The organism is Gracilimonas sp., from assembly GCF_035704785.1.
Classification (GTDB): domain Bacteria; phylum Bacteroidota; class Rhodothermia; order Balneolales; family Balneolaceae; genus Gracilimonas.
This window is the reverse complement of sequence record NZ_DASSWP010000148.1, coordinates 1-11,100: the sequence shown is the minus strand read 5'-3', so window position 1 is coordinate 11,100 and position 11,100 is coordinate 1. Positions and strand designations below refer to the sequence as shown.

The window sequence follows — 11,100 nt, the reverse complement described above, 5'->3', positions numbered from 1 at the left end:
AGTTTCCCTTTAACGATATAGAAAAGCTCGTCTTCATTCTCATGATCATGCCAAATAAACTCTCCTTTCAGCTTGGCGAGTTTAACATATTGATTATTAAGTTCAGCGATGATCTTGGGTGTCCAGTATTCATCAATAAGCTCAAATTTTGCAATTAGGTTTGCTTTATCGATCATGAAAAGATGTCGGCTAAGGTTTTGTTGATATCTTTTTCTAGAACAGGCTCAAATTCTTTTCCGGTCAGCATTTCGAACAGTTCAGCATAACGCTCAAAAACTTCCATTCTAAATTCGTCGGGGAGATCGGGAAGCGTTTGTCCTTCAAGCCCCTGAAAGTTATGCTCCATCAGCCATTCGCGCAGAAACTCCTTGGATAACTGTTTTTGTCCTTTGCCTTTAGCCTGTCGTTCTTCGTAGCCTTCCTTATAAAAATAGCGGGAAGAATCAGTGGTGTGCACTTCGTCGATGAGTGTAAGTTCGCCTTCATACAGCCCGAATTCATATTTAGTATCTACTAGAATCAGACCTTGTTTTGCGGCTACTTCAGTTCCTTTTTTAAATAATTTTAAAGCTATTTCCCTGATTTTATGCCAAAGTTCGGGAGTTACAATGTTGCGGGAGAGAATTTCAGCTTCAGAAATATCCTCATCATGTCCTTCTTTAGCTTTAGTAGCAGGAGTTAGGATTGGGTTTGGGAATTTATCATGCTCCTTGAGGCCTTCCGGTAAATTAACGCCACAAAGTACTCGCTTTCCGGATTTGTAGGTTCTCCAGGCATGGCCGGTCAAATATCCGCGAATGACAACTTCGATAGGGATAGGGTCACATTTTTTTGCAATAGTGACATTGGGATGGGGAACATCGATGATATGAGTAGCCACAATGTCCTTAACCTTATCAAACGAAAAAGCCGCGAGCTGATTCAGGATCTGCCCTTTAAAAGGAATGGCCTGCTTCATGATATAATCAAAAGCGGAAATACGATCAGTTACAACGATACCAATTTTGTTGTTACCCAGTTCATAAACTTCACGAACTTTGCCTTTGTAGGGATCCGGAAGTCCGGGAATGTCAGTTTCAGTTATACAGTTATCCAGGGCTTCCTGGTCAGAGAAATTATTGCTCACTTTGCTTTTTTATTTTCGGTTGAACCTCGTTTTACCAACACCGGATTAATGGTTGTTTGATAAAGTTCATCATTAGGTTTTTCGATGATCTCAGCCAATCTTTTGGTTGCCTGAACTCCAATGGTATACATCTTTTGGTCAATAGTAGTGAGTTCTAAGTACTTACTCAATTTGATATTATCATAACCCATGATAGCAATATCATCCGGGACCTTGAGTCCAAGTTTAGAAAGCGCATAAATTGCTCCAACGGCCTGAGTGTCGTTTGAGCAGAAAATGGCATCCGGAAACGTTCCTTGTTTTTCAAATTTGTAGATTGCCTCAAACCCGGCTTCTTCGGTGAAACCTCCGTGTTTTGTAGTATCACCGCTCATGAAAAGATCGTTATCGACTTCCATTTTATAATTCTTAAGGGCATCCTTAAAGCCTCTGATACGTTCTCTTGAAGTTTTGGAGTCAACAATACTTGTGATCATGCCTAATTTTTCAAACCCTTGTTTAACCAAATGTTCTCCGGCCAGATAACCACCTTTATAATCATTGAGCATGAAATAATTATAAGAGGGATGGGAAGAGTTAACTAAAACAGCCGGTGTTTGCGTTGCTTGTATGAGTTCATGTACAGAATCACTTACATCAATGGAGAGTAATATAACCGCATCAGCAGTTCCGCGATCAAAGAAATTCTGCACGCCTTCTTCCGGATTTTTTGAGCCGGTATTGTACATTACGATATCAAGGTCCATTTTTTGTATTTCATCCTTTACACCCTTCAAGACTTCATTGAAATAGGGTGTAGTGAAAGAAGGGACAGCAATAGCCAGCATCTGTGGTTGTTTGCTTGCTAACTTGCGGGCACTTATCTGCGGGCGGAAATTTAATTCTTTAATCGCCCCTTCAACTTTTTCTTTTGTTGTCTTAGATACATTTTGTGAACCGTTAAGTACTCGTGAAACAGTTGAAATGGCAACTTCAGCTTTTTTAGCCACCTCATAAATTGTAACTTTTTTATTCATTCTACCTGAATTATTTAGTATGATGAGTAATTAAGGTTAATAATTTTATATAATATTGCACACACAATATAGCCATTATCAAGTTTCAAGTATAAACATCTTCTTTTCAAAATGTTATAAGTGTAAAATGGAATTAACTGTTTGTTAATGGGAACTATTTTTACACAGATAAAGCTTTACAAGGGAGAAATATCAAAAAATGACAAATATACTTAGAATTCCATATCAACTGTTTCGTCCGTTGTACGAAAAAACTTCATTCCATCGATCTGTTATAGATGATCTGGAAGATGACGGGCTAAAAAATGCGTATTCGCACTGCCGGTTTATAACCAGGAAGCATGCGAAGACTTTTTATATGGCTACCCGTTTTCTGCCAAATGAAAAACAGCGGGGAATTTTTGCGATCTATGGTTTATGCCGATATCTGGATGATCTGGTAGATGAAGCTGAAGATCTGATCCATGATCGTAAAATTACCATCCATCAGGTTAATGAAAAGCTCGACTTGTTTAAGAAAAGGCTTATCGACGTGTATGATGAAAAAATAGTTAATGATCCTATACTTACTGCCTTTTCAGATACATTAAAAAAATATCAGATCTCCATTGAGCTTCCATTTTTATTATTGGAAGGCGTAAAAACAGATTTGATCAAAGATCGTTTCGAGAGCTTTGATGAAGTATATGACTACTCATATAAAGTAGCCTCAGTAGTGGGTCTCATGACCAGTGAAGTTTTTGGTTATATAGATAAAAAGGCTCTTGACTATGCCGTGGATTTGGGTATAGCTATGCAGCTGACAAATATTTTAAGGGATGTTGGAGAAGATCTTAACCGAGGTCGTATTTATATTCCTGCAGAAGACCTGCGAAAATTTAATGTCACAGAAGAAGAGCTGTTTTCCGGGACAATGAATGAAAATTTTGTTGAATTGATGAAATTTCAGATCAACAGAACAAGGGATTATTATGATAAGGCTGATCTCGGAATTCCCTTGTTATCAAGTGATAGCCGCCTGCCGGTTTACCTTGCTCGTTATAATTACAGCCGGATCCTGAATAAAATTGAAGAAAACGATTACAATGTTTTTGATAGCAGAGCCTACCTTAATTACACTGAAAAGTTATCTATTCTGCCCCGTGTGCTTCTAGACATGAAAACAGCCAGTTAAAATCTGCTATTCTTCTTGGAGAATCTTGCTGTAAAGTCCTATCATTAGCCAAAAACAAAAAAGGATTCTATGGCTGAAATAAAGAAAGTACTTATTGCTAATCGCGGAGAAATTGCCCTCAGGGTTATTCACACATGTAAAGAATTGGGAATTAAAACCGTAGCTGTTTATTCCAGACCCGATGCTCACGCTCCGCACGTACTTCATGCCGATGAATCCGTTTTTATAGGTGAGGCTGCATCTTCAGAAAGTTACCTGGTGATCGACAAGATCATTGATACCGTTAAACAAACCGGAGCTGATGCGGTCCATCCCGGATATGGTTTTTTGAGTGAAAATGCTTCTTTCGCTGAACGATGCAAAAAAGAAGGCATCATATTTATTGGCCCTGAGCCGAAAGCGATTACCCTGATGGGAGATAAGACACAGGCCCGTGAATTAGTTACCCAGGCAGGAATACCAACTCCTCCCGGATTGAAAAGTGAACTTAAAGACATTGAAGAAGCCAGAAGTGTAGCCGATGATATCGGATATCCTATTTTAGTAAAAGCAGCAGCAGGCGGCGGTGGAAAGGGCATGCGTATCGTTCACAAAAAAGAAGAGTTTGAAGCAAGTATTAAAGCAGCGAAGTCGGAAGCGAAGAATGCGTTTGGGGATGACCGAATCTATATAGAAAAATATCTGGAAGAACCCCGCCACGTGGAATTCCAGATCATCGCTGATACACACGGAAATGTATTGCATGTATTTGATCGGGAATGTTCAATTCAGCGACGACATCAAAAAGTGATCGAAGAAGCCCCCTGCGCTTTATTGACGCCGGAATTGAGAGCGAATATGGCAAAAGCAGCAATTAAAGCAGCTGAGGCATGTGATTATATAGGAGCAGGAACGATCGAGTTTTTAGTAGATAAAAATCTGGATTTCTATTTCCTTGAAATGAATACCCGACTGCAGGTGGAGCATCCTGTTACTGAAATGATCTCAGGAGTTGACCTTGTTGCGATGCAGATCCTGGTTGCGGAAGGGAAAGAACTTCCATTCAAACAAGAAGACCTGGAAATTAACGGTCATGCTATTGAATGCCGTATTTACGCCGAGGATCCGGCCGATAACTTTCTTCCAAGTACCGGATTGCTGAAGAAGCACCGGGTGCCAACCGGATCAGGAATTCGGGTTGACGCAGGTGTAGAAGAGGGGCAACAGATCACGATAAATTATGACCCCATGATATCCAAGCTAAGTGTTCACGGTCCTGATCGTGAGATCGCAAGGAAACGCATGCTGCGTGCACTTGACGAATATGAAATAGCAGGATGTAAAACGACTATTCCATTCTGTGAGTTTACACTCAATCATCCGGCTTTTATCAGTGCTAAATACGATACACATTTTGTGCCCGATCACTTTACTCCTGAAAAAATGCAACCTGAACAACCCGAAAGCGATGTTGCAGTAGCAGCTGCTTTACTGAAAGGACTTTCTGAAAACGGATCTGAACCTGTCATGGCTTCAGCTTCATCCGATAATAGCATGTGGTGGAAAAACAGAAGGGAGTAAAATTTATTTTGAAATCTAAAGCTGATAAAAAAAAGTTATTCAGCCAGCTGGAGAAGCTAAGCACGGAAGAGAGAAATCCGGCTACGATGGAGATCGATCTCGCCTCTTCTCTTGAAATTGCAAGACTCATTAATAATGAGGATCAAAAAGTAGCTCTTCAGGTCGAAAAAAAAGTAGAGATCATCGCTGAGGTTATTGAGCTTGTTAGTGATGCTTTTCAGCTTGGAGGGAGGCTGCTGTATTTTGGAGCAGGTACAAGTGGCAGGCTGGGTGTTTTGGATGCAGCTGAATGTCCGCCGACCTTTGGGGTCTCACCGGAAAAAGTACAAGGATTTATTGCCGGCGGTAAAGAAGCCATGTTTGTAGCTCAGGAAGGTGCTGAAGATTCTGAAGAGATCGGGGCAGAAGCCGTAAATGCTGCAGATATTGCTCCTCCGGATGTAGTCTGTGGCCTTGCTGCAAGTGGCCGGACTCCCTATGTTCACGGAGCGATCAAGGAAGCCGCAAAAAGGGGGTGTAAGACCATTTTGGTAACAACCGTACCTGCCGATCAAATTAAATTGGATGTTGTTGATTACTTGATTGATGTTCCGGTAGGCCCTGAAGTTATTATGGGAAGTACTCGTATGAAAAGTGGTACGGCTCAGAAAATGGTTTTGAATATGATAACCACAGGGGCTATGATCCGGCAAGGCAAGATCTACGAAAATGTGATGGTGGATCTTATGCTCTCCAATGAAAAGCTTAAAGAAAGGGCAAAACGGATCCTGATGATCTTTTCAGAAATAGATTATGAAAGAGCCGAAGAGTTATTGAGTAAAGCTGAAGGACATGTAAAACCGGCCCTGCTGATGGCATTGAGTGATTTGGATGTTGGGGAAGCAAAGGAATTACTGAAAAAGAATAACGGCTTTATCCGAAAAGCACTTTTAAGTTTATAAAAATATAAAATGAGATCTCTTTTCAGTATTTTTGTATTCACTTATTTCTCTTTTCTTTTCCTGATCTTTTTTGTGATCATTTCTTTGGTTTTTCTGCTCACCTTTCCGTTTGATAAGTACAGAAAAGCACCAAACTATACCTTATCGATTATGGCTCGTTTTATGATGAAGGCAAGTCCGGGTTGGAAAATGGAAATGGAAGGGATGGACAAGTTTGATCCTTCTGAACCCACTATTTTTATCTCAAATCACCAAAGCTTTTTAGATATGGCATTCATTTACCATTTGCCATGGAAAATGAAATGGGTATCAAAACGAAGTCTGACTTATATCCCTGTGATGGGGTGGCTGGTATGGCTTACCGGACATCTGACCATCAACAGGGCAAGCCGTTCAGCACTCAAAAAGCTCGATAATTTGGTAAAGCCTCTAAAAGATCTTGTTCCGGTCATGATATTCCCAGAAGGTACCCGCACAATGGATGGCCATTTGAAACCGTTTAAGAACGGAGCTTTCCTTTTGGCTATGGAGCACGGCTTTAAAATACAACCGATGGCAATAGATGGAGGCTTTAAAGCAATGCCTCCGGCATCAAAAAAGCTGAATCCGAATGTTACCTTCAGATTAAAAGTTTTGGAAACCATAGATCCTGCTAAGTTTGAAGACATGAAGGAATTGAAGGACCACACGTTTTCGATGATGGCTGAAGAAATAAATAAAATGAGAGATACTTGAAACAAAGGCTGGTGGAAATATACTTTGATGAGTTTGAGCATACTCAACGCTTTATGTTGTGTATGGTGGCAGCACTGCTCATTGCAATTTCTGTATTTAAATTATGGCCCGTCAGTGATAAAGAAGAAAGAATATCATATGAAAGCATCTATCAAGAAGAAGAAATACTGATCGACAATGCAATTGTAACCCGGCAAAGTTCTTTACCCCCTCCTCCTCCAAAGCCTCTGGTTCCTGTGCCTGTCCCTGACGATGAAGTGATACCTGAAGATTATGATTTCCCGGATGTGGAGGATCTTTTTGATGACAATGAACTTTATGATGATAGTGAAGAAATTCAGTTAGGTAGTAGCGAGGGGCGGTTAGTGGGAGATCCACAACAAGGCCCAAGGTTGGTCAAAATTGTTGAGCCTACAATATCAGAAACTGCCAAGAATCAAAATATTAAAGCTCAGATAATTGTGACTTTTTTGGTGGGAACCGATGGGAACATCGAGGATGTGTTTGTTTCTGAAATCCGGCTTTATGATGGAAATGATTATAAAGTGGTAGATCAAATTGGTTATGGGATCTTGGAGGCAACTTTAGAAGCCGCAACAAAGTGGAAATTTATTCCTGCAAAGGATGATGGAGAGAACGTTAAAACCTATGTTGAAAATAGTTTTAATATTGGTTTTTAATTCGTTGATATAGGGTATAAATACTTATATCTTAGGCGCCCCTTCGACGGGCTATCAATCAACTACTTAAAAAAACGGAGAGGTGCCAGAGCGGTCGAACGGGCTCGCCTGGAAAGCGAGTGTGCCCCTTACGGGGTACCGAGGGTTCGAATCCCTCCCTCTCCGCCAGTTGAACACCGAACATTCAACAAGGTACATTTAATATTGAAGTGTTCAGCTTCCTCAAATCACAATTCGTTTGAACGTTCGTTCGCACATCTGTTCTTGAATTCTATTTACTTACAGTATTCTGGTAACTTATTAATTTCCTTTCTTTTCTGCCCGAACCATTCTTTCATGGCCTCAGGTTTTTGCATAATCTCCTGCATTTCATTCATGGCTTTAATATGGGATTTATCACCCTTTTAGAACATTTCAATTCCATGTTTTTTACTCTTCTCTGCTATTTCTTCAAACGTGTTCGCATGAAATTCTTTATCACATGCGCCACCTAATTGTCTACAAGTCATTGTTTTCATGTTTGTCCGGCTATAGTGTAGGTTTTTACTTTATCAGCTTTAGATATTTTTTGGATTATTTGTTTGTCTGTCCTTATGAAAACCCTCAAATCTGTGTATGGCTTTTCGAAGTCTCGGCCGATTATAACGTTGAACACCAATTGGGTAAACATTGAGTATTATATTTAACAAAACCAGCCACAATGATTGGATGGCTCCACAATAAAACGCTACAGAAAGAACGAAGATGGCTACGATAAAAAATATAACTAAATGTCCAAATTCTGATTGCCTGGTACTATACTCCAAATGTTTTAATGCATCCAAATTCTTTTTTACTGGACTTGAAGCTTTGTTCAATTTTTCCCAACCAATCCATACTAGCACCTTTCTAAACTCATCAACCCCGAACCATTTATATATTTTTCCTTCAGCTTCCCATTCTTTGGCATTGTAATAAGTCGATTCTAATTTTGGCTTGAATGTCTTAGTGATGTATAAAACACCTAACATTAACATGAAGTTTAATACCCACGCAAATACAAAAGAATGCAGACCTTGCCAAAGAGCTACTACGACCACTGTACAAATAACAAATAATAAGACGAAACCAACTCTTAAATATGTACTCAAGCTCTTTCCCCTTTCGCTTTCTTTTATCTGGTGGTGATTCAAGGATAATTCACAACATTGGCCTTTAACCGACTCTATTAATATCAACTTTAAATTGTCGGGTCTAAAATGTAGAATTCGACCTTTATTTCAAAGCAACCTAAATCTAAGAGTAAGGGAAGATTGTTAAATTAAGCGACGTCATTCATTTATAATTTCCACCATCCCATCCGGTAATATTTGCAATACATGCTTATACTTCCTCAGATGAAAAAAATGGATACATCACATATCGAAGGTTGGCCGGAAGAGGTGGCTTTGGGCATTGCTGAAATCATAGCAAGAAGAGACAAAAGCATCCTTTCAGAAAGTGAATGTAATGAGTATGACAGTTTCACGAATCCAAATCGCAAAGCCGAGTTTTTATCAGTTCGCCATCTCTTTTATTCGCTGTTGGATGAAATGGGAATCCCATCCAAAGAAAAGAGCTTACTGAAGCATAAGGATGGGAAGCCATATGCTACGGCTGGGAAAAAACTCATCCACGTTAGTTTTTCTCATTCTCCGTCAAAAGTCTTTTGTGCGATTTCTACTGTGTATGATGTTGGCCTTGATGTAGAGCTTGTGGACAGAGTAGTGAATGATAAGGTGGTTAAAAGAATTTTAAATAAGGAAGAGAGGAAAACTTTAGGAGAAGTAGATCCTGTTTGCCTGTGGACCATTAAAGAATCCGTTGTTAAATGTATGGGAACCGGTTTGAGAACAAACTTAAACGACCTGACAATTTTAAAAGAGGAAAAAAACAGTTTTAGAGTAAGATTTAACAATGATAATTTGTTTGAAATTTGTAGTTTTAGGCAATCAGATCATCAGATAGCATTAGCTTATCAAAGCAAAAATATTTGATAGCATATTACAGAAGCTCGGAGTTACCATTTCCATTTGGTTTAGGAATGGTGTCTCAGGGCTTTTTTAGTTTTTAGTTTTAAGTTTACTATATCATCAATCAGCACTATGGAAATACAAAGCCTGACCCAAGAAGAGATAAAAGACCATATCAAAAATGCAAAGCATTTGAATACCAATTCGGATCATGTTAGGATGTTATTTGTGCCAAACGTAATTGACGAACATAATTTCGGGGAGCTTTGCACCACCTACAAAACCGTGGTAGACCAAAATTTTGATACCGTGGTAGTGATCGAGTCATACACCGGACAGCTTCAAAAAAAATTAGCGATGCCTTCAAACAAGGCCTTTGAAACTCGTTTCGGGGAAGTCTTGGTCAATGATTATTTAAGGAATGAGTTTTGTGATGAAGAAGATGACTTTTTTATTGCGGATGAAGGATACAGCAAAGAAATGAGCCTGTATACCCAATTGCCGATTCTCCAATCGTGCTTTTCAAACTTTGAAGTTGTAAGCCTTCAAATTGGAGATTACGATCCGGCTATTGTTCGGGAACTTGCTTTCACCCTCGATGAATTGCTCCTGAATAAGAATGCATTGATCGTCTATTGCTGTGATGTCCCCGCCAGCAGCCCAGTAGAGCTGGAAAAATTACGGTCTTTGGTTGTAGAAAATAAAGAATCAGGCCTCATGCACTATTTGAATAGCAATGAGAAGACGCTGAAGGGGGCACGTGCTTTTATGAGCGGAATTCTGGTTGCCCGATCGTGGGGATATGAAATAGAATTTTTGGATCATATAGAATCTGCAAAGCATATTTGTGGATACGCTAAGCGAGTCGAACCTCAAATGGTTTAAGATGAAGAAACCCCGCATTTCCATCATTGGTCTTGTACAGGTAGGAAATGCTTTGCTCAAAGCTTTAAAAAAAAATGGATATGAGGTGATCTCCGTATTTAACCGTTCGGAGATAGCAGATAGCCAAATTGAGCAATATCCTGATACAGATTTTTTCACGGGACTCCCTTCTCAGAATACTCTTATCGGGGAAATTATCATCGTTGCAGTTTCAGATGATGCTATATATAAGGTATCAAACGACCTTGCCGGACGGTTTAAATCCCTTAAAGGCAAATTTGTTGCACATTGCTCAGGTACACATTCATCGAAAGCGCTGGAGGTAATTGAGTCCATCGGGGCTAAAACAGCTTCATTTCATCCCATGAAAGCCATTACCAAGTCAACAGATTCTTTTGAAGGAACCTGGTTTGATATAGAAGGCGATGGGCTCTTCCTGAAAATGCTTGAGAAGATCGCAATAGATCTTAGTGCTAAAACTTTCAGGGTAGAACCCAAAGCAAAGCCATTTTTACATGCGTCTGCGGTCGTTGCGTCTAATTATTTAGTGGTGCTTGCCGGGTTGATATCTCAGATATCTGAACAAGGGAATGTAGACAAACAAACTCTGCTCAAAGCTTTGACACCGCTGATGGAAAACACTTTACAGAATATCAATGAATTAGGCGTTGTAAATGCTTTGACAGGACCCATTGCGAGGGGTGATATAAATACTATCCAAAAACACCTTAAGAGCTTGAAGAATGTCCCTGAAGTATGTTCTTTATATAAAACCCTGGGGATAGAAGCCGTTAAAATAGCAGAACAGAAGAACGGAGCTTCTCAAGCTTTGGTGGAAATTAAAAAGCTTTTTCGTGAAGACTGAATCAAGTAATGATTTTTATACCCGCGTATATGAGGTTGTATCTCAAATTCCTCATGGAAAGGTCACATCCTATGGCGCAATAGCCCGATATTTAGGAGTTGAATCCGGTGCAAGGATGGTTGGCTAT

The 11,100-nt window shown here is 39.7% G+C and carries 13 protein-coding genes, 1 tRNA gene and 1 pseudogene; 10 read left to right on the top strand and 5 right to left on the bottom strand.

What is annotated here, in order from left to right; translation table 11 throughout:
- The 3 genes and pseudogenes from VFM80_RS08850 to VFM80_RS08840 all read right to left on the bottom strand — a co-directional run.
- Positions 1-176, bottom strand: a pseudogene (locus tag VFM80_RS08850) (cupin domain-containing protein); the annotation flags it as partial.
- Positions 173-1,126: a phosphoribosylaminoimidazolesuccinocarboxamide synthase gene (locus VFM80_RS08845; RefSeq protein ID WP_395071466.1), complete on the bottom strand. Its 954-nt coding sequence runs from the start codon at positions 1,124-1,126 to the stop codon at positions 173-175. The gene VFM80_RS08845 and the pseudogene VFM80_RS08850, both read right to left, overlap by 4 nt.
- On the bottom strand, positions 1,123-2,142 hold the full coding sequence (locus VFM80_RS08840; protein ID WP_395071465.1) for a LacI family DNA-binding transcriptional regulator: 1,020 nt from the start codon (positions 2,140-2,142) through the stop codon (positions 1,123-1,125). Before VFM80_RS08840 ends, VFM80_RS08845 begins: the two co-directional genes overlap by 4 nt.
- Positions 2,143-2,341: 199 nt before the next feature.
- Between VFM80_RS08840 and VFM80_RS08835 the strand changes: the two genes are divergently transcribed.
- From VFM80_RS08835 to VFM80_RS08810, 6 genes are all read left to right on the top strand, one after another.
- Positions 2,342-3,316 carry a phytoene/squalene synthase family protein gene (locus VFM80_RS08835; RefSeq protein ID WP_395071464.1) on the top strand — a complete coding sequence of 325 codons (975 nt, stop codon included), beginning with the start codon at positions 2,342-2,344 and terminating at the stop codon, positions 3,314-3,316.
- 69 nt (positions 3,317-3,385) lie between these two features.
- Positions 3,386-4,876, top strand: coding sequence for an acetyl-CoA carboxylase biotin carboxylase subunit (gene accC / locus VFM80_RS08830; RefSeq protein ID WP_395071463.1), 1,491 nt, complete (start codon positions 3,386-3,388; stop codon positions 4,874-4,876).
- 8 nt (positions 4,877-4,884) lie between these two features.
- Entirely contained in the window at positions 4,885-5,817 is a 933-nt protein-coding gene (murQ, locus tag VFM80_RS08825; protein WP_395071462.1) for an N-acetylmuramic acid 6-phosphate etherase, read from the top strand.
- A 9-nt stretch (positions 5,818-5,826) separates the two neighbouring features.
- Positions 5,827-6,552, top strand: a complete 726-nt coding sequence (locus tag VFM80_RS08820; RefSeq protein WP_395071461.1) for a lysophospholipid acyltransferase family protein — start codon at positions 5,827-5,829, stop codon at positions 6,550-6,552.
- An 11-nt stretch (positions 6,553-6,563) separates the two neighbouring features.
- Complete coding sequence (locus VFM80_RS08815; protein ID WP_395071460.1) at positions 6,564-7,232, top strand: energy transducer TonB; 669 nt, start codon at positions 6,564-6,566, stop codon at positions 7,230-7,232.
- Between the two features lie 76 nt (positions 7,233-7,308).
- Positions 7,309-7,400 (top strand) — tRNA-Ser (locus VFM80_RS08810).
- A 236-nt stretch (positions 7,401-7,636) separates the two neighbouring features.
- Here the strand turns inward: VFM80_RS08810 and VFM80_RS08805 are convergent.
- Together VFM80_RS08805 and VFM80_RS08800 are read right to left on the bottom strand one after the other, a co-directional pair.
- On the bottom strand, positions 7,637-7,741 hold the full coding sequence (locus VFM80_RS08805; RefSeq protein ID WP_395071459.1) for a hypothetical protein: 105 nt from the start codon (positions 7,739-7,741) through the stop codon (positions 7,637-7,639).
- A gap of 48 nt (positions 7,742-7,789) precedes the next feature.
- Complete coding sequence (locus VFM80_RS08800; RefSeq protein WP_395071458.1) at positions 7,790-8,362, bottom strand: hypothetical protein; 573 nt, start codon at positions 8,360-8,362, stop codon at positions 7,790-7,792.
- 246 nt (positions 8,363-8,608) lie between these two features.
- Here VFM80_RS08800 and VFM80_RS08795 point away from each other — a divergent pair, with 246 nt between their 5' ends.
- From VFM80_RS08795 to VFM80_RS08780, 4 genes are all read left to right on the top strand, one after another.
- A complete protein-coding gene (locus VFM80_RS08795) occupies positions 8,609-9,247 on the top strand; it encodes a 4'-phosphopantetheinyl transferase family protein (RefSeq protein ID WP_395071457.1) in 639 nt (212 codons plus the stop codon).
- Positions 9,248-9,355: 108 nt separating this feature from the next.
- The gene (gene amrB / locus VFM80_RS08790; RefSeq protein WP_395071456.1) at positions 9,356-10,108 is read left to right on the top strand and encodes an AmmeMemoRadiSam system protein B; all 753 of its coding nucleotides are present in this window, start codon (positions 9,356-9,358) and stop codon (positions 10,106-10,108) included.
- A gap of 1 nt (position 10,109) precedes the next feature.
- Positions 10,110-10,973 (top strand): Rossmann-like and DUF2520 domain-containing protein, encoded by an 864-nt coding sequence (locus VFM80_RS08785; protein WP_395071455.1) that lies wholly within the window; start codon positions 10,110-10,112, stop codon positions 10,971-10,973.
- A partial coding sequence (locus VFM80_RS08780; protein WP_395071467.1) for an MGMT family protein occupies positions 10,963-11,100 on the top strand: 138 nt, incomplete at its 3' end. The genes VFM80_RS08785 and VFM80_RS08780, both read left to right, overlap by 11 nt.

What these genes read in the sequence shown, in the direction of transcription:
- VFM80_RS08840 (WP_395071465.1), bottom strand. Translation starts at nt 2,142, where the DNA reads ATGAATAAAAAAGTTACAATTTATGAGGTGGCTAAAAAAGCTGAAGTT.
- VFM80_RS08835 (WP_395071464.1), top strand. Translation starts at nt 2,342, where the DNA reads ATGACAAATATACTTAGAATTCCATATCAACTGTTTCGTCCGTTGTAC.
- accC (WP_395071463.1), top strand. Translation starts at nt 3,386, where the DNA reads ATGGCTGAAATAAAGAAAGTACTTATTGCTAATCGCGGAGAAATTGCC.
- VFM80_RS08820 (WP_395071461.1), top strand. Translation starts at nt 5,827, where the DNA reads ATGAGATCTCTTTTCAGTATTTTTGTATTCACTTATTTCTCTTTTCTT.
- VFM80_RS08805 (WP_395071459.1), bottom strand. Translation starts at nt 7,741, where the DNA reads ATGACTTGTAGACAATTAGGTGGCGCATGTGATAAAGAATTTCATGCG.
- VFM80_RS08795 (WP_395071457.1), top strand. Translation starts at nt 8,609, where the DNA reads ATGAAAAAAATGGATACATCACATATCGAAGGTTGGCCGGAAGAGGTG.
- amrB (WP_395071456.1), top strand. Translation starts at nt 9,356, where the DNA reads ATGGAAATACAAAGCCTGACCCAAGAAGAGATAAAAGACCATATCAAA.
- VFM80_RS08785 (WP_395071455.1), top strand. Translation starts at nt 10,110, where the DNA reads ATGAAGAAACCCCGCATTTCCATCATTGGTCTTGTACAGGTAGGAAAT.